General features: G+C 66.0%; 21 protein-coding genes. 7 read left to right on the top strand and 14 right to left on the bottom strand.

The window, feature by feature from the left end; all coding sequences use genetic code 11:
• Window positions 1-165 precede the first annotated feature (165 nt).
• Complete coding sequence (locus AUL32_RS10055; RefSeq protein ID WP_156421413.1) at window positions 166-3,660, bottom strand: phage tail tape measure protein; 3,495 nt, start codon at window positions 3,658-3,660, stop codon at window positions 166-168.
• A 302-nt stretch (window positions 3,661-3,962) separates the two neighbouring features.
• Here AUL32_RS10055 and AUL32_RS25180 point away from each other — a divergent pair, with 302 nt between their 5' ends.
• Entirely contained in the window at window positions 3,963-4,133 is a 171-nt protein-coding gene (locus AUL32_RS25180; protein ID WP_156421412.1) for a hypothetical protein, read from the top strand.
• Window positions 4,134-4,322: 189 nt separating this feature from the next.
• Window positions 4,323-5,000, top strand: coding sequence for a recombinase family protein (locus AUL32_RS10050; protein ID WP_062114365.1), 678 nt, complete (start codon window positions 4,323-4,325; stop codon window positions 4,998-5,000).
• Here the strand turns inward: AUL32_RS10050 and AUL32_RS25175 are convergent.
• On the bottom strand, window positions 4,988-5,554 hold the full coding sequence (locus tag AUL32_RS25175) for a hypothetical protein (RefSeq protein ID WP_156421411.1): 567 nt from the start codon (window positions 5,552-5,554) through the stop codon (window positions 4,988-4,990). The genes AUL32_RS10050 and AUL32_RS25175 overlap by 13 nt on opposite strands.
• Window positions 5,555-5,771: 217 nt before the next feature.
• On the opposite strand from AUL32_RS25175, the gene AUL32_RS10035 reads away from it, so the two are divergent.
• A complete protein-coding gene (locus AUL32_RS10035) occupies window positions 5,772-6,530 on the top strand; it encodes an SDR family NAD(P)-dependent oxidoreductase (protein ID WP_244497777.1) in 759 nt (252 codons plus the stop codon).
• A 26-nt stretch (window positions 6,531-6,556) separates the two neighbouring features.
• On the opposite strand, the gene AUL32_RS10030 is transcribed toward AUL32_RS10035, so the two are convergent.
• The 9 genes from AUL32_RS10030 to AUL32_RS09990 form a co-directional block, all read right to left on the bottom strand.
• Entirely contained in the window at window positions 6,557-7,162 is a 606-nt protein-coding gene (locus tag AUL32_RS10030) for an HdeD family acid-resistance protein (RefSeq protein ID WP_061972715.1), read from the bottom strand.
• A gap of 226 nt (window positions 7,163-7,388) precedes the next feature.
• On the bottom strand, window positions 7,389-7,964 hold the full coding sequence (locus AUL32_RS10025) for an NADPH-dependent FMN reductase (protein ID WP_061972713.1): 576 nt from the start codon (window positions 7,962-7,964) through the stop codon (window positions 7,389-7,391).
• Window positions 7,961-8,593 (bottom strand): class I SAM-dependent methyltransferase, encoded by a 633-nt coding sequence (locus AUL32_RS10020; protein WP_061972712.1) that lies wholly within the window; start codon window positions 8,591-8,593, stop codon window positions 7,961-7,963. Before AUL32_RS10020 ends, AUL32_RS10025 begins: the two co-directional genes overlap by 4 nt.
• A gap of 93 nt (window positions 8,594-8,686) precedes the next feature.
• The gene (locus AUL32_RS10015) at window positions 8,687-9,316 is read right to left on the bottom strand and encodes a class I SAM-dependent methyltransferase (RefSeq protein WP_244497775.1); all 630 of its coding nucleotides are present in this window, start codon (window positions 9,314-9,316) and stop codon (window positions 8,687-8,689) included.
• A 133-nt stretch (window positions 9,317-9,449) separates the two neighbouring features.
• Entirely contained in the window at window positions 9,450-10,589 is a 1,140-nt protein-coding gene (gene dnaJ / locus AUL32_RS10010) for a molecular chaperone DnaJ (protein WP_061977476.1), read from the bottom strand.
• Between the two features lie 215 nt (window positions 10,590-10,804).
• Entirely contained in the window at window positions 10,805-11,896 is a 1,092-nt protein-coding gene (locus AUL32_RS10005; protein ID WP_062114358.1) for an acyltransferase family protein, read from the bottom strand.
• 193 nt (window positions 11,897-12,089) lie between these two features.
• Window positions 12,090-14,024, bottom strand: coding sequence for a molecular chaperone DnaK (dnaK, locus tag AUL32_RS10000; protein ID WP_061972708.1), 1,935 nt, complete (start codon window positions 14,022-14,024; stop codon window positions 12,090-12,092).
• A gap of 353 nt (window positions 14,025-14,377) precedes the next feature.
• The gene (locus AUL32_RS09995) at window positions 14,378-17,209 is read right to left on the bottom strand and encodes a PBP1A family penicillin-binding protein (RefSeq protein ID WP_062114355.1); all 2,832 of its coding nucleotides are present in this window, start codon (window positions 17,207-17,209) and stop codon (window positions 14,378-14,380) included.
• A gap of 308 nt (window positions 17,210-17,517) precedes the next feature.
• On the bottom strand, window positions 17,518-18,339 hold the full coding sequence (locus tag AUL32_RS09990) for an alpha/beta fold hydrolase (protein WP_062114352.1): 822 nt from the start codon (window positions 18,337-18,339) through the stop codon (window positions 17,518-17,520).
• Between the two features lie 14 nt (window positions 18,340-18,353).
• Between AUL32_RS09990 and AUL32_RS09985 the strand changes: the two genes are divergently transcribed.
• On the top strand, window positions 18,354-18,857 hold the full coding sequence (locus AUL32_RS09985; RefSeq protein ID WP_374700942.1) for a hypothetical protein: 504 nt from the start codon (window positions 18,354-18,356) through the stop codon (window positions 18,855-18,857).
• 79 nt (window positions 18,858-18,936) lie between these two features.
• Here the strand turns inward: AUL32_RS09985 and AUL32_RS09980 are convergent, their stop codons facing one another.
• Window positions 18,937-19,770 (bottom strand): MipA/OmpV family protein, encoded by an 834-nt coding sequence (locus tag AUL32_RS09980; protein WP_061972704.1) that lies wholly within the window; start codon window positions 19,768-19,770, stop codon window positions 18,937-18,939.
• Window positions 19,771-20,049: 279 nt separating this feature from the next.
• Between AUL32_RS09980 and AUL32_RS09975 the strand changes: the two genes are divergently transcribed.
• The gene (locus AUL32_RS09975) at window positions 20,050-21,015 is read left to right on the top strand and encodes a Bug family tripartite tricarboxylate transporter substrate binding protein (protein WP_062114349.1); all 966 of its coding nucleotides are present in this window, start codon (window positions 20,050-20,052) and stop codon (window positions 21,013-21,015) included.
• Between the two features lie 66 nt (window positions 21,016-21,081).
• Window positions 21,082-21,429: an ArsC family reductase gene (locus AUL32_RS09970; RefSeq protein ID WP_062114346.1), complete on the top strand. Its 348-nt coding sequence runs from the start codon at window positions 21,082-21,084 to the stop codon at window positions 21,427-21,429.
• 42 nt (window positions 21,430-21,471) lie between these two features.
• Here the strand turns inward: AUL32_RS09970 and AUL32_RS09965 are convergent, their stop codons facing one another.
• On the bottom strand, window positions 21,472-21,828 hold the full coding sequence (locus AUL32_RS09965) for a cupin domain-containing protein (RefSeq protein ID WP_061972699.1): 357 nt from the start codon (window positions 21,826-21,828) through the stop codon (window positions 21,472-21,474).
• Complete coding sequence (locus AUL32_RS09960) at window positions 21,825-23,219, bottom strand: dipeptidase (RefSeq protein ID WP_062114343.1); 1,395 nt, start codon at window positions 23,217-23,219, stop codon at window positions 21,825-21,827. The genes AUL32_RS09965 and AUL32_RS09960 overlap by 4 nt, the downstream gene beginning before the upstream one ends.
• A gap of 753 nt (window positions 23,220-23,972) precedes the next feature.
• Between AUL32_RS09960 and polA the strand changes: the two genes are divergently transcribed.
• The gene (polA, locus tag AUL32_RS09950) at window positions 23,973-26,897 is read left to right on the top strand and encodes a DNA polymerase I (protein ID WP_062114340.1); all 2,925 of its coding nucleotides are present in this window, start codon (window positions 23,973-23,975) and stop codon (window positions 26,895-26,897) included.
• The last annotated feature ends 97 nt before the right edge of the window (window positions 26,898-26,994 follow it).

The following is a 26,994-nucleotide window of genomic DNA, read 5'->3' as shown; positions in this document are numbered from 1 at the left end:
GGCAATCCTGCTTCGTAGTGGTGGCTGGGTTACCGCATTCTGTCCCGCCGGCTGGTTTTTAAAGGAGGCTGACCGGCGGGACGAAAGCGACTCTCAAGAGAGAGCCGTTTCTGATATGTTCTCAGCCCGGAGTCAATCCCCGGGCTGTTTGTCGTTGTCTAGCCGTCAGACATCGTATTCTGTGTCATCGGTCACAAAGCGCTGACGGCGGGACATGCTCTCCTCGACAGCCCGCGCCACGTCGTTCGGCTTGAGGTCCGAACCTTGCAGCACGATGTGATTCGTCACGGTTAGACCGCCACCGCCACCCATGCCGCCGTCGCCCCTGTAGGAGACAGGGTTAGCCGTAGAGGGACCCGGGACCGTGGCCGCGAGGGACTGTGCAGTCGGCGCGGGAACCTGCCCAGCGGCGCGGCGAATGTCGAGTTTGGACGCTTTCTCCCACGTCCGTTCCACGGCCCCAGCGCGACCAGAGTTGCCGCTGATCATTTCGACTTCGAGGCCGCGCTTTCCCTGACGGGTGTTGCCCGTGGCCATGCCGACATGAGCGCCGGGTGAACCGGGCTGAACGTTTCGGTGCTCTACCAAAACGTCGCCTTTCGCAACGTCCACGGGCGAGACGCCGACGCCCCAGCTTCGGAATAACGAGGCCGTCATGTTGTTCGTGCCCTTGAGTCCGACCGAGGCGAGCGAGGCATTCACGAAATTCGCACACCATGCCGTCCTGGCGGCGTCGATCTGCTTCGCGTTCTTGGCCATGAACGTGTTTAACGTGCCACGACCCGCGCCGCGCTCGGTCAAGCCCTCGAACCTCGCCATCTGGTCAACAGCCGCCGCCGCGCCCGTCAGGCTGGCAGGGTTTGCCGTTGGACCTTCAGCCGCTCTCGCAGCGGCCAGCGCGTCCGGGTTTTTTTCGAAGCCCTTCCAAGCGCCCAATCCTTGCTTCTGGTGAACCCACAACGCGATTTTGTCTTGCGTCGCCTGATCGTAAAGGGTTGTCTTAGGGTCCATTCCCAGCGCCTTGGCGGCTTCGCGGCGCGTCACGTTCACCACTTGGTACGCGCCCAAGGCGCTCGACTTACCGTGCTTGCGGCGGACCTCGTTGCCGAATTGCTGAACCTCGTCGAGCGTCATTGATGTCAAGGGCTTGGACGGCATACCGTACCGCCCGTTCCCCAAAACGGCGTTGTAGGGATTGCCGCCCGCCGTGCCCTCTGCCTTCTGGATCGCGCCCAGCAAGCCCGCCTGATCTAGCGGACCAGCGGCAATGTTTCGGCCGAGCGCCGCGCCCGTGATTCTATCCGCTCCCGTCGAGGACATGGGCGCAACGCCCGCCGGTGCAGCTGGTGCCGCCGAGCCCAGACCTAGCCAATCTCCGAACCGGCCGAGCTTTTGGCGCTCCCAGTCGCCCAAGCTACGGATACCGCCGTTGGCACCATCCCGTATCGCATCCCAGTTCATGATTGCGACCGCCAGAGCGCCGCCGACCACTGCAACCCCGAGCAAAATCGGAAGCGAGACCGCCCCAGCCGCCCCAGCCGCCGCGCCGGCCGTCCCGAGAGCGCCGAGCGCTCGAAGACCAGTCGCTCCCGCGTAGACGGCGGCGGCGATGCCAACCAGGGCATCCTTCACGATGGAAATTGGCCGCTCGACGGCCTTTGCCGCGACGGCCACGCCCAGCAATTCTGCCGCAGCCTTGCCGATGTTCTCGGCATCCGACATGTCCACGCCCGCGAGTTTGCCGAGGCCCGTTACGAACCCCCAAACCGCCGCGCCGATCCACTTCAGGACCGACCAGAATTCCCGGAGCCCGTCACCGAACCCCTTGAAAAACCTATAGAATTTATCGGGGTCGCTGGTTAGGCCCGACTTGCCAAAGGCGGCGTCCAAAAGGTCCGAGAAGCTGCCCTCACGGCCGAGAAGACCCTCGACAAGCCCCTTCACGCCGGCCCAAAAGTTGATTTGCAGTTGTTTCCGGTTCTTTGCGGCCCAGCCCGTAAAGTATCGTGCTGCCGTTGCTACCATAGGGCCGAGCGTCTTGCCCGCCTCGCCCAGTAGAACGCCAAGGGCGGCGCTCGCCTGTTTCAGCGCGAAGCCGATCTTCTTCGTGTGTTCGGCCCAGAGGTTGCCGATTTCGTCAACGTTGGCGGCGTCCTTCTGGATTTGACGCGCCTCGCGAACAACTCCGATCTTTTTTACAAGTCGTCCGCCTTCGCCCATCCACTCGCGGCCGAAGAGCGACAGCATCGCTTCATTGCGCTGGACTTCGTTCTTGATCTTGCCCAGACGTTCCAGCATGTCGAAGACAAAATCATCAGGCGAATTCTTTCTGATCTTCTCCATGTTGGCCGCGCTGCCATAGCCCAGGACGCGCATCAGCTTTCGGGCGCGGTCGCCTTCGAGGCCTTGCTGCTGTGTCTGGCGCGACATGCCGGCAGTCCGAGACGCGATATAGTCCAAAAGCCGGCCGGATTCGCCGGGACGGTTGCCGGCCGAGGTCGAGGCCGAGCCGAACGCCAGCGCCGACTCTTGTGACATGCCGAGCACCGCCGCACCGCCCGCACCTTGGCGAGTAAACTCCAAAAGCTGTTGAGGGGTAGTATTTTGCTGCCGAGCGAGGGCGTGGAGCGTGTTCGCCCAACTATTCATATTATTCATCGAAAATTGCGAGCCGTCTCCGGTCTGCAAATTCTTGACGAGTCCCATGACCTGATTGGCGTCTTCCACCGATACGCCATAGGCTTCGGAGAGCTTGAGGCTCAATTCGGAGAAAGACTTCGCGTCATTGACCGGAATGCCAGCCTTGATCGAGTCGACATAGGTGGCAAGCATGGTCGCGGTCGAGGCACCGAGATCGACGCCGACCTTGCTCGCCCAACTATCGCGAAGCTCGCGAGCGCCCTTGCGATCAAGGTCCGCGTAGATACGGGCGTCAATCTCGGCCGCGTCGGTTTCGGTTTCATTCTGGACGATCCGCCGGCCGGCGAGCCCCGAAGCTGCCGCGCCAGTGATTGCGCCGACCGCGACCCCGGTTCCCGCATCTCGCAGGGCACTGGTCGCCGTTCGGCCGGTGCTGGCGAAGGCCCTACCGCGAGCGCGGCTTTCTCTTTCAATCAGACCAATCTGCCGGCGATGTGCGGCCTCGCGGCGGGTCGTGGATCGTTCCTCCGCTCGGACCTCAGCGGCGCGCTGGGCCGACATTCGGCTTTGGAAATTCAGCCGCGCCCGCACCTCAGCGTACCGGCGTCGTTCCGCTCGTGCCGCCTCTTGGATGGACAGGCGAGCCAGCTTCGTCTTCGCGACGCGCTCATTTCGAAGGGCAGTTTCCGCCTCTCTTCGGGACCTTCTTTCCTCGCCCTGGCGCTGCCTAGCCATCCGGCTTTCGAAGCTCAGGCGCTTTCGAAGTTCACCCCCCATCTGGAGGCGAGCACGTTCGGAGTTGAGGCCGGCGCGCAGTGCGGCGGCTTGGCGTTCATGCGCGTGGGCGGTCTTTCCGGCAATCGCAGCGGAGCCCGTAAGCTTTCCGTACATCTTCGCCGGATCATTTGCCCTGGCGGTAAGCTTTTCCAGTCGCTGAACTTGGCGGATTAGCGACTTGATGACAGGAGATGCTTCGTCATGGGCGGATAAAACCGCTTTTACGTCGATATTTTCTGACACTGTTTTGGTTTTTCCTGAATTCGGATTGACGTAGGGGGGGGCGAAAAGGCCCTTTTGTGGAATTGCAATGGGAAGGGGTTGGCATCAGGCCCGGAACCCCAATAAAAAAACGGACCATTCCAATAGAAAGATGGTCTTACAACATGCTTGAACGTTCATCGTGCTGAAATACAAGAGACTGTAACTCTTGGACTAGAAGCTACAGCATGTTGAAGTCTGTCTTTGCATAGTAGATCGTTGCTGGAATTGGTACGATCTGCTATTGATCCGGTCGGCTGATCTTGGCCCCGGAACAAAAACAGATGAACGAAATCGTCAAGGCCACCGAGGCGCTGGTCGCCGCGCTCTACTCGGCAAACCATCCAAAGGCAGCGGCCGTCTTTGAGGAGGTCCGGGAGACGCTGCTCGCGATGCTGGACACGCTGGTGGAGGAAGGGCTTCTGGAAGAGGTTCCCGAGCCGGTCGCCGCCTGATCTATCTAAGCATGGCGTTAGTCGGAAGGGCGGGGCGACAGTCTCGCCCTTATTCATGTCAGGAGCCGGCCAGCCGTCACCGTGGCGTGATGGTGCAGATTTATTCGATGCAACGCGGTGCCACGGGGTTGTATCAAACCAAGACGACCGTATAGTGATGATACAGACCATCCACTGACGGTGATTCCCATGCTCAAGCCCGCGATTGCCTACTGCCGTGTCTCCACCGAGACTCAGGGCCGTTCCGGTCTCGGCTTGGATGCCCAACGCGCCGCCATCGCCGCCTTCGCCGCAAAGGAAGGTTTCGAGATTGTCGAGTGGGCGAATGAGGTCGAGACTGGCAAAGGTGCTGACGCTCTGGACCGCCGGCCGAAGCTAAAGGCGGCGTTGGCCGCTGCCCGCAAGGTGAAGGGGCCGGTTCTGGTCGCGAAGTTGGATCGGCTCTCGCGAGACGTTCATTTCGTCAGCGGTCTTATGGCACAGCGCGTTCCCTTCATCGTTGCCGAACTCGGCTCGGACGTAGACCCGTTCCTTTTGCATTTGTATGCGGCGCTCGGAGAGAAGGAACGGGCGCTGATCTCACATCGGACCCGCGCCGCGCTACAGGCGAAGAAAGCGGCCGGCGCGACGCTCGGCAACCGGACAAACCTCGCAGAAGCTCAAGCGGCCGGCGCGGCTTCGAACGCGGCCACGGCGGACAAGTTTGCCGGCAACGTCCTGCCGGTCATTCATCAGCTACAGGCGACCGGCCTCACGACGCTCCGGGACCTCGCCGCCGCCTTGACCGCACGCGGCGTCAAGACGGCGCGTGGCGGGGAGTGGACCGCCATGGGCGTGAAGCGGATTTTGGACCGTCAGGCCGCTTGAATTTCCTCTGTGGCATCGAAGGTGATGCCGAATCGATCCCTCAGGCCGGCAAGAACGAGTCCGGTCGCGATTGTGCGAATTTCGTAGGTCGTTTGACGACTGTATTTCCGGTTCGGCTTGAAGACCATTGCAGCTTCCTGCTTGTGGTCGCCGCGAAGCAAGAGAGTTACTGCGTTCTCAAGCCTATCGCCTTCCCGATGGCCATGAAGCCAGCGAAGCCATTCGAGGCACAAGAGAGCTTCCTCAGAATTCCGAGCGGTGCGGATTGGCTGGATCGGATCGCCCGCCAGCAGCCCGGCCAATGTCCGGTGACGCTCCATTTGTCGAGCATCGCCGTACGATGTGCCGGAGGGGCCGCGCCAGTTTGAATGACGGCCGGCTTGCTGCCAGCGCCGTTCCTGATCTGGAAGCTTCTGGACGATCTCGACCGCTTCCAGAAGCGCTTGCCAAACGATCTCGGCCGGCTTGAGTGCGCCTGTTTCAGCGGCAACGCGGGCGAGGATGCCGAGGTGATCGCCGGCCGATCCCGAGGGAAGAGGAAGAGTTTCGTTCATCGTTTGTTCCGGTTGTTCCGAGGGCACGGCGTTGGTACACAGGAGGGGTCATTGGAGCCGGAAAAACATAGCAAAATCATGAGGTAAGAGGAAGTATGGCAAATTCTTTTCCTTTCCCCTCGCCCTTGCGCTAAAGGAGGAGCAGCGCGGCGCGAAATCAACCGGCCGCAGGCCCGCGACCTCCCGCGCGGGCGCCCTTCTTTTGATGAGGTTCCCCGTGTCCGAAGCCGCGTCGCTCGATTCACGCAAGACGATCGTCCTCACCGGGGCTTCGCGCGGGATCGGCCATGCCACCGTGAAACGCTTCTCGCGCGAGGGCTGGCGCGTCATCACCTGCTCGCGGCAGGATTTCGCGGTGGATTGCCCCTGGCCGGCCGGGGCGGAGGACCACATCAAGGTCGACCTCGCCAACCCCGAGGATGTCGGCTTCGCGGTGTCGGAAATCCGCCAGCGGCTGCAGAAGAACGGCGGCCAGCTCAACGCGCTGGTCAACAATGCCGCGATCTCGCCCAAGGGCGACAAGGGCTCGCGCCTCGATTCGATCCAGACGCCGATGAATGTCTGGCGCGACGTGTTCCAGGTGAACTTCTTCGCGCCCATCATGCTGGCGCGGGGCCTGAGGGCCGAGCTTGCCACCGCCAAGGGCTCGATCGTCAACGTGACCTCGATCGTCGGTAGCCGCGTCCATCCCTTCGCCGGCACGGCCTATGCCACGTCCAAGGCGGCACTGGCCTCGCTGACGCGCGAGATGGCGGCCGATTTCGGGCCGGATGGGGTGCGCGTCAACGCCATCGCGCCGGGCGAGATCGACACGGCCATCCTCTCGCCGGGCACGGAGAAGATCGTCGAGCAGATCCCGATGCGCCGGCTCGGCAAGACGTCGGAAGTCGCCGACATCATCTACTTCCTCTGCTCGGAACAGGCGTCCTACGTGAACGGCGCCGAAATCCACATCAATGGCGGCCAGCACGTCTGACCGCCGGGCTTGGCGGCTGTCGGCCGTCAGCGGCGCCCGGCGCCGCCCTTCGGCCCCTTGCGCGCGTCGAGCGCGGCCAAGAGAAGGCTGACGCCTGAGATCAGGAGCGAGATGCCGAGAAAGGTGCCGACCGCCCAGACGGCGGTGCCCGGCAGGCCGATCACCAGGAAGAGCGCCAGCGCGACGTTGACCAGCGCCGACAGGACCAGAAGCACGAAGCGGCCGGTCGATTCGCGAAAGGCCATGGCGAGCGGGAAGGTGGCGAGGCCAACCAGCAGGAAATAGACCGCCAGAGCTGTGGTCAGCGTCACCGCGCCGGTGAACGGGTCGAACAGGATGATGCCGCCGAGCAGCAGCGTCAGCACGGTGAAGGCCAGATTGCTCCAGAAGCCCGTCGCCCCGCGCATGCGAAAACAGGCGATCAGGCCGGCAAAGCCGAGCAGGATCAGCATCCAGCCGAAGAAGAAGGTGGAAACGAGCGTCGCCAGAAGCGGCGCCAGCAGCGCCGCGCCGCCCGCCAGCGCCATCAGCAGGCCCTGAAGGCTGAAGGCCCGCCAATGGGCGTGGAGATAGCGGCGCATCTCGCGCCGCATGGTTACGGGGTCCACCGGGGGATCGTTGTCGAAACTCACGAGAGGGTGGTCCTTTTCCGAACGCTCGAAGCTCCCGTCGGGGGCTCCGCTTTGCCAGATGAAGCCTAAAGCCCGGCGGAAGGCAACCGGCCAGAGATGCGGCAAGCGATCAGGCGAGGTCGGCCGCGCCGACCCCGTTCCCCACCTCCATCGCCTCGAATGCCGGACCGTGTGCCTTCGCGTTCTCTGAGCATCCAGGTTCGCGGCAAGCGAGTGACCTCGTCCGTCAGGCTTTTCGGCTGAGGGCGCCGGTATGATCTAGCACGCGGTCGAGAAAATCGGTGAGGCGCTCGCGGTCTTCCTGGTGCGCCAGGGTGCCGTTGGCGTCCAGCGCCTCGCGGCTTCGCGAGAGGTGGAACTCCGCCGTCATCACCTCGCAGCCGAGATGCGACAGCACGGCGCGAAGCTGGCCAAGGGCGGCGCGCCCGCCCTCCGGCTCGGGCGTCGCCGCCGCCAGCGCCACGACGAGGCGTGGAAAGGCGCTGAGCGGCCGGTTCTCGCGCGAGGCGGCAAAGGCGATCCAGTCGATCGCGTTCTTCAGGGCCGCCGGCATTCCGCCATTGTGCTCGCCGCTGACGACGAGCAGCCCGTCCTGCAGGGCGAGGCGCTGCGCCAGAAGCCAGGCGTTCTGCGGCAAAGCCTCGGCCGCCCCCTCGAAAAGCGGCAGCGGATAGTCCGACAGGCTCGCCGCCGCCAGCGACACGTCGCTCGCGGCCAGAAGGCGGGCCGCCTCCGCCGCGAGGCGCGACTCCGGCGTTTCGGGGAGGGGCGAGCCGGAAAGGACGAGAAGACGTGGGATCAATGAACCGCGCCGGCGAGATGGGTCGGCTGCGTCTGCGAATAGATCCAGACGCGCGCCGGCGGTATGTTGTCCCAAACGATCGGCGTGGAGGACACGTCGAACACGCCCGCCACGGATTTCACCGGCGGCTTCCAAAGATAGGAGAGCTGGGTGAGGTTGCCGCCCGGCAGGAGACGGCGGAAATAGCGCGAGAACAGCGCCTGCCGCTCGGCCTGCTCCATGTGGACGATCGGAATGGCGAAGAGGATCGCGGCGAACTGCGTTTCGCCGCCGTCGCCCAGGGTCGCGTCGAGGTCGAACCCGTCGCCGTGGATGACGTTGACGCCAGGAAAACGCTCGCGCAGCGTCGAGGCGAACTCGCGGTCGTATTCGATCGAGGTGATGCGTCGGCTCTCGACGCCGGCGTTCAAGAGCGCGCGGGTGACGACGCCGAGGCCCGGCCCGAGTTCCAGGATCGGTCCGTCGATCTGCGTGCTCGAAGCACCCACCATCGTGGCGCAGTAGCGCGGCGAGGAGGGCGCGACGGCGCCCATCTTGATGGGATGGCGAATCCAGGTTCCGAAGAAGCGCGCCAAGTCGGCTCCGCGTTCGCTTCGGTTCATCGTCTCGGCTTCACTGCGGCGTTCCATCACGCTTCCTCCAACGGTCGAATCGCTTGGGCGAAACTGTCATACTGCCGGAATGAGACAAGCGTGATGACGCAAATGCGAAGGAAATGTTTTTTAACCGATGACGCCTGCCAGCGCCGGGCAGCCCCGCCGATAGACGACGACGCGGGCCGGCGGAATGTTGAGCTTTACCCAGGGGCTGATCTCGACGCGCGCGTCGACCCGCTCCGGGCGCACGGGCAGGGCGGGGGAATAGGTGAACTGCACGAAGGGTGCGCCGACGGGCAGGCGGTCGAGCCAGCCGCGCAGCGCGACTGTTCGCTCCTCCTCCGGCCGCGCCATGAGGGGCAGGCTGGAGACGACGGCGGCAAGCGGGCGCCCGTCCAGCCAGGCGTCGAGATCAGCCCCCGGCCGATAGGCGTCGCCGCGCATCACGTGGACCGCGGGAAACAGCGCCTTGAGAAGCGCGCAGAATTCCGGCGCATATTCCAGGCAGGCCAGACGATCGGCCTCGACCCCGTGCGCCAGCAGCGCGCGGGTGACGACGCCGGTGCCCGGCCCCAGCTCCACAACCACCCCGTTCTCCCCCGGCAGCATGACGAAGGAGGCCATGCGATCGGCCAGCGCGCGGGAGGAGGGCGAAACGGCGCCGACCTTCAGCGGACGGCGCAGCCATTCGCGCAGGAAATGCGCTTCGGGGCTCGCGGTCTTCGATTTGCTGGCCTGGGGTTTGGGCAGGGGCACGGTCAGGCTCGGATCTCCTCTTGGGGGCTTCGATCCGGCCGGCGCGCGCCGGACTCTCAGCCCGCCCGGCGCGCTCAAGGAGCCGCGCGGCCGGATCAGCCGCTTGGCTCCGCTCGATCGACCCCCTAGAGCGTCAGTCGCTCAAGCCCTCGAAGAATTCCTTCATGCGGGAGAAGAAGCCTGTCGATTGCGGCGAATTCTCGGACGAGGAAATATCCTCGAACTCCTGCAGAAGCTCGCGCTGGCGGCGCGACAGGCTCTGCGGCGTCTCGATGGAGATCTGGATGAAGAGATCGCCCATCTGCGCCGAGCGCAGCACCGGCATGCCTTTGCCCTTGACGCGGAACTGCTTGCCGAACTGCGTGCCCTCGGGAACCTTGACGCGCGTCTTGGCGCCGTCGAGCGTCGTCACCTCGAAGGAGCCGCCGAGCGCGGCCGTGGTCATCGAGATCGGCACCTTGCAGAACAGGTCGGCCCCGTCGCGCTGGAAGAACTCGTGCGGCTTCACCGACAGGAAGATGTAGAGATCGCCGGACGGGCCGCCGCGAAGCCCGGCCTCGCCCTCGCCGGCGAGGCGAATGCGCGTGCCGTCCTCGATGCCGGCCGGGATGTTGACCGAAAGGTTGCGCTCTTCGGGCAGGCGGCCTTCGCCGCCGCATTTGGAGCAGGGATCGGCGATGATCTCACCGCGTCCCTGGCAGGTCGGGCAGGTGCGCTCGATGGAGAAGAAGCCCTGCGCCGCGCGCACGCGGCCGATGCCGCCGCAGGTCGGGCAGGTGCGCGGCGCGGTGCCGGTCTTAGCGCCCGAGCCATTGCACACGTCGCACTGGATCGTGGTGGGAACGCTGATCTCGGCGGTCTTGCCGAGATAGGCCTCCTCCAGCGAGATCTCCATGTTGTAGCGCAGGTCCGAGCCGCGCTCGCGCCCGCCCGATCCGCCCTGGCGCCGGGTCTGGCCGCGCCCGCCCATCATCTCGCCGAAGATGTCGTCGAAGATGTCGGCCATGGAGGAGGAGAAGTCGCCACGGAACCCGGCCCCGCCGCCGCCGTTCTGGAAGGCGGAATGGCCGTAGCGATCGTAGGCTGAACGCTTCTGCGGGTCCTTCAGGACCTCGTAGGCCTCCCCGATCTCCTTGAACTTCGTCTCGGCGACGGGGTCGCCGGGGTTCTTGTCGGGGTGGTACTGCATGGCGAGCTTGCGGAACGCCGCCTTAAGGGTCTTGTCGTCGCAGGTTTTCACGACGCCGAGCGTTTCGTAGTAATCGACCTTCACGGACACTGCTTCACCGTTCTCGCATCGGATGGAAGGCGGGAGACCGGCCCTGTCGGAGAGAACAGGACAAGCCGATCCCGGCGCGCGCCATAAGGGCGCACCTTCGCATGTAAGGGCTGTGGAAACCCGTTACCATAGGCGAGGGGTGCGTGAAAAGAAACTCGCGCGCAAGGGCTTAAGCCCGACGAAAGACGCCGCCTCGTTCGCGTGTCTGCTCAGGCCTTCACGAGCCGTCCCGGCGCGGCGCGCTTGGCGCGCTGCGTGCCGGCCAGAAACCCGGCGAACCGTTCCTCCAGCGAATACTGCCAGGCATAGGCGACCAGAACGCTCGCGAGCATGGGCAGGAGGAGATAAACGTGAAAGTCGATCCAGCCGGTGGGCGCCACGACGCGCTTCCAAAGGATCGAGAGGAACAGCGTTTCCATGACGGGGTGCCAGAGATAGATCCCGAAGGACACCCGGGTCAGCGGCATGATCGGATCGAGAAAGCGCGTCGAGTTCGGCCGGGCGCTTTCCGACAGGCCGATCAAGAGGATGGCTCCGAACAGAAAGACCAGCGTCGCGTAGACGTCGGTCTGCGTCAGCATGCAGCCGATCGCCAGCGCAAGGCTGAGAAGCCCCGGCGCGTGCGAGGTCACGTTGATCGCGCGGCGCGAGACGAGCAGCGCGGCAAGGCCGCCCGCCAGGAAATCGGCAAGGGCGCGATAGGCGCCGAGCGTGTCGGCGTCGGTCCAGTGGCCGCTCGGAAAAGCCCCGGCGCGGCTGAGACCTTCCAAGCAGGCAACATAGGCGAGAAGAACGAGCGCCAGCCCCCGAGCGCCGATCCGCCGCGCGATGAAGGGCACCAGCGGAAACAGGAGATAACAGAAGATTTCCGCGCTGACCGACCAGGACGGGTAGTTGAAGGCGAGTTCGCTCGTCGTGCCCCAGGCATGGATGCCGAGGAGCTGGAGCGGGATGTCGCTGTAGCGCCAGCGCTCCGGCTGGGCCAGCGTGACGAGCCCGGCCGACCCCGCCAGCGCCACGCAGACGAAGAAGCCGAGCGTCAGGAGATGCAGGGGATAAAGGCGCGCGATGCGCCGGCGCAGGAAGCCGGCATAGGCGGGCAGCGAGCCCACCTTGTCATGGTAGCGGGCCATGATGACGAAGCCCGAGATCATGAAGAACATGTCGAGCAAAGGCAGCAGCCGGTGCAGATACTCGGTTTCCGTGTAGGCCGCCGCGCCGGGCGCGAAATACAGGAAATGATAGGTCATCACCAGAAGGGCGGCCGCGAAACGCCAGCAATCGAAAATGCGGAAATACATCGGCTCGCCCTTTCCGGAGTGGCTTTCCCCGGTCACTGAGCCGTGAATATACGGCAAAAGGATAGAGGAAGTATCCCAGCCGCCTCTTCATCTCTGGTTAACCTTAAAGACGAGCCAAGCCTTCAACGAAAACGGCCCCGGTTCTTTCGAACCGGAGCCGCTTGAGTCTCATGCGCGGAGCGCTGGGGCTGGATCAGGCCGACTTCTTGCGGCCATCATCCTGAACTTCCTCGAAGTCGGCGTCCACCACGTCGTCGCGCTCGTCCTTCGAGCCCGAAGGGGCGCCGGTGGAGGCGCCCGTCGCATCGGCCTCGCCCTGGCTCGCCTCGTACATGGCCTGACCGAGCTTCATCGAGACCTCGCCGAGCTTCTCGCTCTTGGCCTTGATCGCGTCGGCATCGGCTTCCGGCTGGTCGAGCTCGGCGCGGAGCGCGGTGATCGCGTCCTCGATGGCCTGACGATCGGCTGCCGAGACCTTGTCGCCATAGTCCTTCAGCGACTTCTCGGCCGAGTGGACGAGGCTCTCGCCATGGTTCTTGGCTTCGACGCCGGCGCGACGACGCTTGTCGACGTCGGCATTGGCTTCGGCTTCCTTCACCATCTTCTCGATGTCGGCGTCCGAAAGGCCGCCCGACGCCTGGATGGTGATACGCTGCTCTTTGTTGGTGCCCTTGTCCTTGGCCGAGACATTGACGATGCCGTTGGCGTCGATGTCGAAGGTCACCTCGATCTGCGGCACGCCGCGCGGCGCGGGCGGAATGCCCTCGAGGTTGAACCGGCCGAGCGACTTATTGTCGGCCGCCATCTCGCGCTCGCCCTGGTAAACCTGAATGGTCACGGCGTTCTGGCTGTCCTCGGCGGTCGAGAAGACCTGGCTCTTCTTGGTCGGGATCGTCGTGTTGCGGTCGATGAGGCGGGTGAACACGCCGCCCAGCGTCTCGATGCCCAGCGAAAGCGGGGTCACGTCGAGAAGCAGAACGTCCTTCACGTCGCCCTGGAGCACGCCGGCCTGGATCGCGGCGCCCATGGCGACGACCTCGTCCGGGTTCACGCCCTTGTGTGGCTCCTTACCGAAGAAGCCCTTCACGACTTCCTGGACCTTGGGCATGCGCGTCATGCCGCCGACGAGAACGACCTCGTCGATGTCATTCGGCGTCAGGCCCGCATCCTTGAGGGCGGCCTTCATCGGGCCGACCGTGCGCTGCACGAGATCGTCCACCAGCGCTTCGAACTTCGAGCGCGTGAGCTTCAGCGTCAGGTGCTTGGGGCCCGTCGCGTCGGCGGTGATGAAGGGCAGGTTGATCTCGGTCTGCGAGGCCGAGGACAGCTCGATCTTGGCCTTTTCGGCCGCTTCCTTCAGGCGCTGAAGAGCGAGCTTGTCGTTCTTCAGGTCGATGCCCTGGTCCTTCTTGAACTCGCCGGCGAGATAGTCGACGAGGCGCATGTCGAAGTCTTCGCCGCCCAGGAACGTGTCGCCGTTCGTGGACTTCACCTCGAACACGCCGTCGCCGATCTCGAGCACGGACACGTCGAACGTGCCGCCGCCAAGGTCATAGACCGCGATCGTCTTGCCGTCGTTCTTCTCGAGACCGTAGGCGAGGGCCGCCGCCGTCGGCTCGTTGATGATGCGCAGGACTTCCAGGCCCGCGATCTTGCCGGCGTCCTTGGTGGCCTGACGCTGGGCGTCGTTGAAGTAGGCGGGAACCGTGATGACGGCCTTCTCGACCTTCTCGCCGAGATAGGCTTCCGCCGTTTCCTTCATCTTCTGAAGGATCATGGCCGAGATCTGCGAGGGCGAATACTTGTCGCCATGCGCCTCGACCCAGGCGTCGCCGTTGGAGGCGTTGACGATCTTGTAGGGGACGAGGGCCTTGTCCTTCGTCACAGTCGGGTCTTCGTAGCGACGGCCGATCAGGCGCTTCACCGCGAACAGCGTGTTCTCGGGATTGGTGACGGCCTGACGCTTGGCCGGCTGGCCGACCAGGCGCTCGCCATCGGTCGTGAAGGCGACGATCGAGGGTGTCGTGCGGGCGCCTTCGGCGTTCTCGATCACCTTCGCGGTCTTGCCGTCCATGACGGCGACGCAGGAATTGGTCGTGCCAAGGTCGATACCGATCACCTTCGCCATATTCATCTCTCCTTGTTGAGCGCGCCGCCCGGACCCTCGATCGAGGCATTCCGAAAGGCGGCACCTAAGCGGATTGGACTCCTCGCCGGGCCGAACCGATGGCGGCCCGTCCGGCAGTGCTGCGGGCTATATATGAACGGGCTTTCGGGCGCGCAAGACACGCCATCACGCCGCCGCGAGGCCATCCCGCTCCCCCGCCGGCTTCTTGGCGCCGACGACCTGAAGCCGAATGCTTCGGCCCGGTGGGCGCGGTCTCGCTTCGCAGGACCTCAAGAAAACGAAAAGGCCGCGAGGAGCGTTCCTCGTGGCCTTTTCGGCTCATGGTCTCCCGGCGCCTGTGCGGCGCCGGCGCGTCACTGGCCGAAGAGATCGCGGAACAGCGAGCGGTCGCCCGGTCGCCCGCCCGGAGCCGGCCCTTCGAGCACGGCGTCGGGCGGCAAATCCTGCGGACGCACGACGCGCGCCGGGCCTTCCAGCACCGCGTCCGGCGGCAGGTCGCCGCGCCGCACGGTGCGCGCCGGGCCGATCGGGGCGGGCGGGCGCATATGGGCGGGCTCGCCATACTCGGGCGGCGGACCGCCATAGTTTCCGTCGCCATAGGGATCGCCGTAAGGGTCGTCGTAAGGGTCCGGACCAACGGGAGGCCCGCCATAGGCATCCCGCCCATAAGGGTCGGGCCGCATCGGCTCGGGCGGTTGGCGGCTGGCATAGCCGCGATCCTCGCCGCCGAGGCCCTGGCCGAGGTCCTGCTCGGGCTGTTGGCTACGCGGCTGGCCGCGCGCCTGCTCCCGGTTCTGGTGATCGTTCGGCATCTGACGGTAGTTCGGCGTTTCGCGGTAGCGCGGCATGTCGCGCACCGCCGGCGTCGGCTCGCGCGCGGCCACCGGCGCATCCGTATAGGTGCCCTCGGAGGTCGGCGCCGTCGCCGGGTCGGGCTGCGGCGGCGCGGCGGCCACGGGCTCACCCGGCACGGTCTGGCCATAAGGGTCGGTGTTGCCGGCCGGCAGTTCGGTGTTCTCGTAGACCGGGTTGCCTCCGGCGTCGTAGCCGATGATCGCTCCAGCCGGGGCGCCGGCCATCGGAATGTTGGCGGGGTCGCCGATCCGGTAGTTGCCCGGAAGCGGCACGGCGGGCAGGCCCTCGTGGGCGGCCACCATGAATTCCTTCCAGGCGTCGGCCGGCAGCGAGCCGCCCGTCACCTGGCGCATCGGCTTGCCGTTGTCGTTGCCGAGCCAGACGCCGGTGGTGAGGTTCGACGTGTAGCCGACGAACCAAGCGTCCTTGAAGTCCTGCGTCGTGCCGCTCTTGCCGGCGATCTGCCATTCGGGGAAGGAGGCCCGGCGCCCCGTGCCGGAGGTGACGACGCGGGTCAGCATGGCGTTCATCATGCCCACCACGTCCTGGCCCACGATCACCGGCGGCACGGCGTCGTCGCGCTCGTAGAGCACCTTGCCCGATGCGGTGGTAACGCGGTTCACCAGATGCGGCGTCGCCTGATAGCCACCGTTGGCGAAGGGGGCGTAGGCGCCCGTCAGCTCCAGAAGCGAGACTTCCGACGTGCCGAGCGCCAGCGAAGCGTTGTCCACCAGCGGCGACTGGATGCCCATGCGCTTGGCGGTGGCGATCACGGTCTGCGGCCCCAGCTCGGCGGTGAGCTTGGCGGCGATCGTGTTCAGCGATTTCGCCACCGCGTCGGCGACGCTCACCTCGCCCCGGAACTTGTTGTCGTAATTGGCGGGCGTCCAGTTGCCGATGCGCACCGGCGCGTCGTTCACCACCGATTCCGGCCGGTAGCCGTGCTCCAGCGCCGTCTCGTAGACGAAGGGCTTGAAGGCCGAGCCCGGCTGGCGCTTGGCGTCCACGGCGCGGTTGAACTGCGAGGTGGCGTAGTCCCGCCCGCCGACGATGGCGCGGATCGCGCCCGTGCCGTCCACCGAGACGAGCGCGCCTTGCGTCACGTTCTGGTTGGCGCGGTCGATCGTCTTGGAGATCGCCTGCTCGGCCTTCTTCTCCAGATTGAGGTCGATCGTGGTCTGCACCACGACGTCCTCCTTGATCTCGCCGCCGACGAGCAGCGGCAGATCGCGCATCACCATGTCGGCGGCATAATGCTGCGCGCCGGTCCAGAAGCTCTTGGCCTTGGTGGGCTTGGCGGCCTTGGCCGCGTCCGCCTCGGCCTTGGTGATCATGCCCTCTTCCAGCATGGCCTGCAGCACGACCTCGGCGCGCGCGCGCGCGGCCTGCGGGTCGCGCACCGGCGAAAGGCGCGAGGGCGCCTTGAGGAGGCCGGCGATCGTGGCGGATTCGATGAGCGTCAGCTCGTCGGCATTCTTGTCGTAGTAGCGCCGCGCCGCGGCCTGAATGCCGGTCGCACCCGAGCCGAAATAGACCCGGTTCAGGTACATTTCCAGGATCTGGTCCTTGGTGAACTTGTGCTCCAGCCAAAGCGCCAGGATCGCCTCCTGCACCTTGCGCTGCAGGGTCTGGTCGGGCGTCAGGAAGATGTTCTTGGCAAGCTGCTGGGTCAGGGTCGAGCCGCCCTGCACCGTGTCGCCCGCCGCCATGTTCTGCGAAAAGGCGCGCAGGATGCCGATCGGATCGACGCCGTAATGCGAATAGAAGCGCCGGTCCTCGATCGCCATCACGGCCTGCGGCATGTAGGGGCTCATGCGATCCAGCGAGACCGCCTCGCCGCCGGTGGTGCCCCGGTCGGCCAGAAGCTCGCCCGAGACCGAGACGATCTTGACGTTGGGCGGCCGGTCGGGAATGGCCCAGGCTTCCTGCGGCAACTTGATCGCGAAATAGCCGATCAGGGCCAGTCCGGCGAGCCCGCCCCAGAAGGCGAGGAGGAAGCACAGGCGAACCACATGGCCGAGAAACGAGCGGCGCTTGCGCGGGCGTCCGAAGAATCCGCCGGCCCCGCCGCCGCCCTTGCCGCCCCGACCCGAGCCGCCGCCATTGCCGCTTCCACCGCCGCGCCCGCCGCTGCCCAGATCCCTCGAATTGCTGTCGCGGCGCGCGGCGCGCCCTTCGATCTCGCGCGGCGCGCTTCGGCCGCCCGAACGGCGATCGTTGGCGGCCATCACGGCGCGGTCGTCGGCGGACACGCGGATCTCGCTCTCGTCCGGTTCGGCATGGCCGCCGAAGGTCGGCTCGATCCGTTCGTTCTTGCGCCAGGCCGCCATCCGCACCCCTCTTGTTTCGAATCCGTCGCGCTTAATAAGCGGCATGGTGCGTCCCATGCGCGAGGTCAGCCGACCTTGCAATGGCACGAAACGCCTGAACCCCGTCTGAACCCCCGCGCGTCCGGGCGTAGGCTGGAGGGCACGCCCCACGGTCCAGTCGATCGCATCCAGCCTAAATGCGGCGATTTAACGGGGCGTTAAGGAAGACTGCCAGGGCGTAAACAAGTGCGCGGCGGAGCGGCCGGCGCAAAAACGCCGACGCCTCGGGGGAGGCGCCGGCGCGGCATCGGATCAAAGACGATGGTGCTTCAGGCGCGGGCGAAGTCCGCCAGATCCTTCACCAGACGATCCTGTTCGGTGAAATGCAGCCCGTGCGGCGCGCCCTCGTAGAGCTTGAGTTCGGCGCCGGGGATCTGCTGCGCGGCCTTCTCGCCCGACACTTCGAAGGGCACGGTCTCGTCGGCGGAACCATGGATCACGAGGGTCGGCACGCGGAACTGCGGCAGGTCGGGGCGGAAGTCGGTCTCGCTGAAGGCGCGCACGCAGGCCAGCGTGCCGCGAAGGCCCGCCTGGAGCGCCATCTGGCTCGTGTATTGCAGGTATTCGGACGAGATCGAGAAGTTGAGAAGGCCAGCGCCGTAGAACTGCTTGCCGAAGGTCGCCAGAAAGTTCGGCCGGTCGGCCTTCAGCTTCTCGATGAAGCCGTCGAACACGGAGCGGTCGACGCCGTCCGGGTTGCTGTCGTCCTTCAGGAGATAGGGAGGCACGGCCGAAACCAAGACGGCCTTCGATACGCCCTTGCCGCCATGGCGCGACATGTAGCGGGCCACTTCGCCGCCGCCCATGGAAAAGCCGACGAGCACCGCGTCGGTGAGCGCGAGCTTGTCGATCACCGCCGCCAGATCGTCGCTGAACGTGTCGTAATCATAGCCCGAGCCCGGCTGGTCGGACCGGCCGAAGCCGCGCCGGTCGTAGGACACGACGCGAAAGCCGCGCTCCACGAGTTCGTTGGCCGTGTAGTCCCACATGTCGGCATTGAGCGGCCAACCATGGATCAGGACGATCGGCCGGCCCTGGCCCCAATCCTTGGTGAAGATCCGCGTGCCGTCCTTGGTTTCGACGAATGCCATGAGAAGGTCTCCGATTGGATTCTCTTCTTTTGGAATCATCGTGCGCGATCGAGGTTCCCGTTTCGGCTGCGGGCCTGTCCGCCTGGACGGGCCATCGCCCTATATCGAGTCGCGAAACGTTCACCCATGGACTCACCCATGATCGACGCCATCGACCATTTCGTGCTGACCGTCGCCTCGCTCGAAGCGACCTGCGCCTTCTACCAACGCACGGCTTCAGGCGCCAGGATGCGCCGAGACGCCCGACGGCGCTGCTGTTCGGCCGGCAGAAGATCAATGTCCACGAGGTCGACCGCACGTTCGAGCCCAAGGCGGCGCGGCCGACGCCGGGGGCCGGCGACTTCTGCCTCGTCACGAGCCGGCCCATGGCGGAGATCGTGGCGCATCTCCACGCCTGCGGCGTCGCGATCGAGGAGGGGCCGGTCGCGCGCAACGGCGCGCGCGGGCCGATGGAGTCGGTCTATTTCCGCGATCCCGACGGCAATCTGGTTGAGGTCAGCCGCTACCGCGAAGGCTGACGGGCTGTCCCAAACGAAACCGGCGCCCCTCGGTGGAAGGGCGCCGGCGAAACTGTCGGGGTTGGTTGCTCGGTTCGGCTTAGAACAGGTCGAGCGTGAAGCGGTGCGAGAGGCCAATGCCGGCGTAGAACTGGTCCTCGGAGCCGACCTTCACGATCGGCGAATCCTTGGCGTCGCCGACCATGCGGTCATAGGCGGCGTTGACGTTGACGAACCAGTCGGGGCGGAACTCGTAGCGCGCCGAGCCGCGCACGCCGACCGTCTTGAAGCCGCTGTCGGCCTCATAGGCGGCGAGGCGCCCGAAGGAAGCGAGGCTCTCGATCGGCGTAACGGAGAAGTAGGTGCTCATGTATTCGCTGTCGGCGAAGCTCGTGGTGGGGCCGAGCTTCAGCTCCCACTGCGCGGTCGGACGCGAGATGAAGTCGACGCCCGCCTCGCCCACGAAGCCTTCCGCCTCGCCGAAGGCGTAGCGCGCCGCGCCATACACTTCGACATTGAACGTGTCGTAGATCGGGAACTCGTAGCCGGCGCGAAGGCCGAGCTGGTAGGTCTCGTCCAGCGCGCGGGTGCCGCGCAGCTCGGGATAGTCGGCCGCGTTGCGCTTGTCGATGAAGCGGAACGAGGGGGCGATCTTGAAGCCGCCGTTGGTCACGTCGCGCGAGCCGATGTCGAACAGGCCGGGAATGCTGAGATATTGCAGCGAGACGATCGGGAAGCCCGAGACGATGTAGTCGTTGGCGCCTTCATAGGCGGGCTGGGTGGAAACCCCGGCGCCCAGCTCGATGATGAGGTCGGCATTGTTGGCGACCGCGACGGCCGTCGTGTCCGGCGTCCCGTAGTCGGCGGCATAGGCACCCGACGAGAGGAGGCCGAGGCCGAGAACGAAAAGGGAAGACACAAGACGCTGGGTCACGATCGGAGAACTCCTGGCGCGGACGATGCCGCTTTTTTGCCATTGTCGGCCGATCGGGTGAGGATTCAACCTGTTCGGTCGTGCGCGTCCGATTCTGCGCTGCGGTCGTTACTCCGAAGACACATTAAACGAATGTAACGTTTTCGTGCAGCGCGCCCTTGCGCCTATGCCTCTGCCCGCGCCGGGTTCATCTTCCTCTGGGGTAAGGCGGGAGGCGCCTCGCCCCGCCGAAGGCCGGTCGTGGCTCGCCCCGACCGGAGCGGGCAAACGGGAGGGAACATGAAGAAACGTCGACTCATCGCCTGCATCCTGACGTTGGCGGGCGCGGCGCCCGCATTGGCGCAGGGCTTTCCCGACAAGCCGGTGACGCTGGTCGTGCCCTTCGCGCCCGGCGGCTCGACCGACCTCGTGGCGCGCACCGTGGCGCAGGCCATGAGCACGCAGCTCGGCCAGCAGGTGCTGGTGGACAACAAGGGCGGGGCGGGCGGTAATCTGGGCGCCAGCTTCGTCGCCAAGGCCGCGCCCGATGGCTACACGATCCTGATGGGCACGATCGCGACCCATGCGCTCGTCGCCTCGCTCTACGCCAAACCGCCCTTCGACCCCGTGGCCGACTTCGCGCCCATCGCCTGGCTGGTGACGGTGCCCAATGTCCTGACCGTCAACAAGGACTATCCCGCCAAGGACGTAAAGGAGCTGATCGCGCGGCTGAAGGAGAAGCCGGGCGAGGAGATCTATTCCTCCTCCGGCAACGGGACGCCGCTGCACCTGTCGGGCGAACTCTTCAAGTCCATGGCCGGAGTGGACATGGTGCATGTGCCCTACCAGGGCTCCGGCCCGGCGCTGGTGGACGCGATTTCCGGCGCGGTGCCGATCAATTTCGACAATCTGCCCTCGTCCACCGAGCATATCCGCTCGGGCGCCCTGCGCGCGCTCGCCGTCACCACCAAGACCCGCGCGCCGAACTTCCCCGACATTCCGACCATGGAGGAGGCTGGCGTTCCCGGCTACGAGACCAACACCTGGAACGCGCTCTTCGCGCCGGCCGGCACGCCGCCGGACGTGGTCGCCAAGCTCAACGAGGCCGCCAACGCGGCCTTGAAGGACGCGGTCGTCTCCAAGCGTCTGGCCGAGGTCGGCGCCAGCATGGTGGGCGGCACGCCGGAGGCGCTGGCGGAGCATGTGAAGAGCGAGGTCGCCCGCTGGAAGCCGGTGATCGAAGCCTCGGGCGCGCGGATCGAGTAGAACGGGTCCCGTTGAGGCCGGCGGGGCGACGATTCGAAAACGCTCCGCCTGTTGAGAGGGACAGGCATGACCGTCACGCTGCACGGCATCCGCAATTGCGACACGGTGAAGAAGGCGCGGCTCTGGCTGGAAGGGCAGGGCGTCGAGCACGCCTTCCACGACTTCAAGACACAGGGCGTCTCGCACGAGCAGCTCGCCCGCTGGAGCGAGGCCGTGGGCTGGGAAAAGCTCTTGAACCGCGCCGGGACGACGTTCCGCAAAGTGCCGGAGGCGGAGCGGGCGGACCTGTCGCGCGAAAAGGCCCTGGCGCTGATGAAAGCCGAGCCCTCGATGATCAAGCGCCCGGTGCTTCAGCGCGGCGACGAGGTTCTGGTCGGCTTCAAGCCTGAGGACTACGCCCGGTTCTTCGGCTGAGAGAGGTAAAGCGGGCGGCTCGTGCTGCCGCCCGCGCCGGCCTCAGATCGAGACTTTCACGGCCGCCGTCTCGGGATCGCCCGTGTTGGGCGTGCCCGCCGGCTCGATCAGGAGGAGATGGGTCTCCTCCTCCGCCACGGGGCAATGCTCGACGCCCCTGGGAACCACAAAGAGCTGGCCCGGCAGCAGCGTCACGTCGCCCTCACGCATCCGAATGGTCAGCCGCCCCTTGAGGACGAGGAAGAAATCGTCCGTCTCGGGATGCGAATGCCAGACGAACTCGCCCTGAACCTTCACCACCATCACATCGTGGCCGTTGAAGCCTGCCACGACGCGGGGCGACCAATGCTCCCCGAACGTTGTGAGCTTGCCGGCGAGATCGACGGGCTCGGCGCTCACGCGCCCTTCTCGCCCAGCGCCGCCAGCACCCGGGCCCAGGAGCGCTGGCCCTTGGCGAAGGAGCTCATCTCGTATTTCTCGTTGGGCGAATGGATGCGGTCGTCGCCCAGCCCAAAGCCGATCAGGAGCGAGGGCATGCCGAGCCGGCGTTTGAACTCGCCGACCACGGGGATCGAGCCGCCCATGCCGATCATCACGGCGGGCTTAGGCCATTCCGCCGAGAGCGCCTCGCGCGCCGTGCGCAGGACCGGCGAATCGAAGGGAAGCTGGATCGCCGGCGAGCCGCCATGCTCGTGGAACTCGGCCGTGCAGTCGGCCGGCAGGCGCTCGGCCACGAAGGCGCGGAAGCTCTCGCGCACCTTGGCCGGGTCCTGGTCGAAGACGAGGCGGAACGAGACCTTGGCATGGGCCTCGGCCGCGATCACGGTCTTGAAGCCCTTGCCGGTGTAGCCGCCCTCGATGCCGTTGACCTCGGCGGTCGGCCGCGACCAGGTCTGCTCCAGAACCGAGCGGCCCTTTTCGCCGGAGGGAACGGACAGGCCGACCGAGCCAAGGAACTCCTTCTCGGAGAAGGGCAGGGTCGCCCAGGAGGCGCGGACCTCCTCGGGAAGCTCGGGCACGCCGTCGTAGAAACCGGGCAGCGTCACGCGCCCGTCGGCATCGTGCAGGTCGGCCAGGATTTTGGCGAGCACATGGATCGGATTGGCCGCCGCGCCGCCGAAATAGCCGGAATGCAGGTCCATGGAGGCGGCGCGGATCGTCAGCTGCTCGCCGACGAGGCCCCGCAGTCCGGTCGAGATCGCGGGCGTCTCGCGGTCCCACATATTGGTGTCGCAGATCAGCGCGACATCGGCCGACAGTTCCTCGCGATGGCTGTCAAGGAAGGGCAGGAGCGAGGGCGAGCCGGACTCCTCCTCGCCTTCCAGGAAGATGGTGACGGACACGGGCAGCGAGCCGGTCTCGGCGATGAAGGCGCGGCAGGCCTCCACGAAGGTCATCAGCTGGCCCTTGTCGTCGGCCGTGCCGCGCCCGGTCAGGCGCTCCGTGCCGTCCGGCATGGCGACGCGCCTGGGGGCGAACGGATCGTTGTCCCAGAGCGCCAGAGGATCGACCGGCTGCACGTCGTAATGGCCGTAGAACAGGACATGCGGCGCGCCCTCGGGGCCCTTGCGATGGGCCACCACCATCGGGTGCCCCGCCGTGTCGCGCACCGAGGCGTCAAAGCCGATGGCGGCCAGATCCTTCTGCAGCCATTCGGCGGCGCGCCGGCAGTCGGCGGCATAGGCCGGGTCGGTGGAGATCGAGGGAATGCGCAGGAGATCGAACAGGCGATCCACCGAGCGGTCGAGGTTGAGATCGAGGCAGGACAGAACGCTGTCGAGACCGGCCATGAGGCCCTCCGCTGATCGGGATGGCGCATCGGCCATCGGATCGAAACGGCATAGCCTCTCGCCGTGCGAGCCGCAAAGGGAAAGGCGGCTGGCGGTGCGCGACTATCGCGCGGTTTGGCGGCACATGATTGCGAAACTCACGAGGAGACCGATCGGCGTGACCCAGTGACGCCAAGCCCAATCGCCGTCGTGCAGCCCATCCCAAAGCGCGCCGGACAAGGCGAGCAGACAGCTAAACGCCATGACGTAAAGGGGCGTGGACCACTTCCTCGATGCCATGCCCGAATCCATCCAGGACATCATGATCGGATGGGCAAGGTGGATAGCATGGGAGCCCCAAAAAGAAGAAGAGCCGTCGCGGACTGGAGGGGGGTTGTCGCGACGGCTCCTTCTGGTAGAGCGGGGTCCCGAGAGGGGGGTGGGGACTGATCCGCTCTTCGTTCGGCTCAAAAGCGGGGGACGAGCTTTGAGGCCGAAAGCGGCGCGCTCTTGCGCCGTTGTTGATAAAATGCGCCTTCCCCCCTTTACGTTCAAGGCCGTTAGATCACGAAGCCGTGATCCCCCAATTAAACATTTGTAATTCTTTGGAAGCCGTGGATTTCGGCTTGGTTTCGGCCGTGCGGGCGGGGCGATTTCACGACTGCCGCGATGCGATTTTCGAGCGCCGAACGGCGGTGCGCCAAGCGTTCGCACCGTGGGCGGGAGGCCTCTCCGCGATGGACAGCGCCCACGCCGCGCGATACCACCCTAGCCATGCAAAAGGGCGATCACCTCTTCCTCGTCGATGGTTCGGCTTACATCTTCCGGGCCTATCATGCGCTGCCGCCGCTGACGCGCAAGTCGGACGGGCTGCCGATCGGCGCCGTCTCGGGCTTCTGCAACATGCTGTGGAAGCTGGTGGAGGAATCGCGCGACACCTCGGTCGGCGTTTGCCCCACGCATTTCGCCGTGATCTTCGACCATTCCTCGACCACGTTCCGCAACGCGCTCTACGACGGCTACAAGGCCAACCGGCCGGCGCCGCCCGAGGATCTGCGCCCACAGTTCTCGGTGATCCGCGATGCCGTGCGCGCCTTCGACCTGCCCTGCATCGAGAAGGAAGGCTTCGAAGCGGACGACCTGATCGCGACCTACACGCGCCTCGCCGTCGAGGCCGGCGGCGACGTCACCATCGTCTCGTCCGACAAGGACCTGATGCAGCTCGTCGGCCCCGGCGTCGTGCTCTACGACCAGATGAAGGACAAGCGTCTCGGCCGTGAGGAGGTGCGCGACAAGTTCGGCGTCTATCCCGATAAGATGATCGACCTTCAGGCGCTGGTGGGCGACACGTCGGACAACGTGCCGGGCGTGCCGGGCATCGGTCCCAAGACGGCGGCCGAGCTTCTGGAAAGCTTCGGCACGCTGGAGGCGCTGCTGGAGCGCGCCGGTGAGATCAAACAGGCCAAGCGCCGCGAGACCGTCCTCGCCCATGCCGATCAGGCGCGCTTATCCAAGCAGCTCGTGACGCTCGACCAGAACACGCCGCTCGACGTGCCGCTGGACGATCTCTTCATCCACGAGCCGGACGGCGAGAAGCTGGTGGCCTTCCTGAAGGCCATGGAGCTCACCACGCTGACGCGGCGCGTCGCCGCCAAGCTCGGCACCGAGGCGAGCGAGATCGCGCCCGCTGCGGTGAAAGTCTCGGCCGCGCCGCGCGGCCCCGATCTCGACGCCGGTGGCGAGCCCGCGGCGGCGATCAGCGCGGACGAGCCGCCGGCCTTCACCCCGGCAGCGCTGGCGGCGGAGCGTCTGGCGAAGGAATCCGCCACGCCGGTCGATCGCTCGCGCTACGAGACGATCCGCGACGAAGCGCGCCTCCAGGCCTGGATCGCGCGCGCCACCGAGACCGGGGTCCTCGCCTTCGACACGGAAACCACCGCGCTCGACGCCATGCGCGCCGAACTGGTCGGCCTGAGCTTCGCGGTGGCGCCGGGCGAGGCGGCCTATGTGCCGATCGCCCATGTGGGCGAGGGGAGCGGCGATCTTCTCTCGGGCGGCGATGCGGCGACCAGCGTCGGCGCGCAGATCCCGCTAGGCCGGGTGCTCGATCTCCTGAAGCCCGTTCTCACCGACCCCGCGATCCTGAAGATCGGCCAGAACACCAAATACGACTACCTCGTCATGCTCCGGCACGGCATTGCCGTTGCGCCGATGGACGACACGATGCTGATCTCCTACGTCCTGGACGCCTCGTCCTCGCTCGAGGGGCACGGCATGGACGAGTTGTCCGAGCGCTTCCTCGGCCACAAGCCGATCTCCTACAAGGAGCTTTGCGGCTCGGGGAAGTCCGCCAAGCCCATCGCCGCCTGCCCGATCGACAAAGTGACGGAATACGCCGCCGAGGATGCCGACGTGACGCTGCGGCTCTGGCGCGTCCTGAAGCCGCGCCTCGCCGCCGAAGGGATGACCACCGTCTACGAGCGGCTGGAGCGCCCGCTCGTGCCCGTGCTCGCCCGCATGGAGGAGCGCGGCATCCGCGCCGACCGGCAGATCCTCTCGCGCCTGTCGGGCCGCTTCGCGCAGAAGGCGGCGGGGCTGGAGGCCGACATCCACATCCTGGCCGGCGAGCCCTTCAATGTCGGCAGCCCCAAGCAGCTGGGTGAGGTCCTGTTCGGCAAGCTCGGCCTGCCCGGCGGCAAGAAGACCAAGACCGGTCAATGGGCGACGGACGCGCGTCTCTTGGAAGACCTCGCCGCGCAGGGGCACGAGCTGCCGCGCCGCATCGTCGACTGGCGCCAGATCACCAAGCTGAAGGGCACCTATACCGACGCGCTGCCGACCTACATGGACGAGGCGGACCGTATCCACACGTCCTATTCCATGGCCTCGACGACGACGGGACGCCTGTCCTCCTCCGAGCCGAACCTGCAGAACATCCCCGTGCGCACCCAGGAAGGGCGCGAAATCCGCACCGCCTTCGTGGCGCCCGACGGGCACAAGCTGCTGTCGGCCGACTACAGCCAGATCGAGCTTCGGCTGCTCGCCCACATGGCCGACATTCCCCAGCTCACCGAGGCCTTCCGCCAGGGCCAGGACATCCACGCCACCACCGCGTCGGAAATGTTCGGCGTGCCGGTGGAGGGCATGCCCTCCGACGTGCGCCGCCGAGCGAAAGCCATCAATTTCGGCATTGTCTACGGCATCTCGGCCTTCGGCCTCGCCGCCCAGCTGTCGATCCCGCAAGGCGAGGCGGCCTCCTACATCAAGCGCTATTTCGAGCGCTTCCCGGGCATCCGGGACTACATGGACCGGGTGAAGGCCTTCGCCAAGGAAACCGGCTATGTCGAGACGCTGTTCGGCCGGCGCGCCCATTATCCCGACATCCGCTCCTCCAATCCGCAGGTCCGCGCGGCGGTGGAGCGCGCGGCGATCAACGCGCCGATCCAGGGCTCGGCGGCCGACATCATCCGCCGCGCCATGGTGCGCATGGAGGACGTGCTGCGCGCCGAGCGGCTTTCGGCCCGCATGCTGCTGCAAGTGCATGACGAACTCGTCTTCGAAGTGCCGGACGAGGAGGTCGATGCGACCATCCCGGTCGTCTGCCGCGTGATGGAAGCGGCGGCTGAGCCGGTGGTGGATCTTGCCGTGCCGCTCGTGGTCGAAGCCCGGGCGGCCGCGAACTGGGACGAGGCGCACTAGACTTTTCCGCCTCGCGTTCCGGCCCGGAATCTCAGCGACATAACAGCACAACCCCCGCCAAAGGGCCGATATCAGCCCTTGAACGGCCGGTTCGCCG

Origin of the sequence: Aureimonas sp. AU40, assembly GCF_001463785.1 — a bacterium.
Lineage (GTDB): Bacteria > Pseudomonadota > Alphaproteobacteria > Rhizobiales > Rhizobiaceae > Aureimonas.
This window is presented reverse-complemented; position numbering and strand designations above follow the sequence as displayed.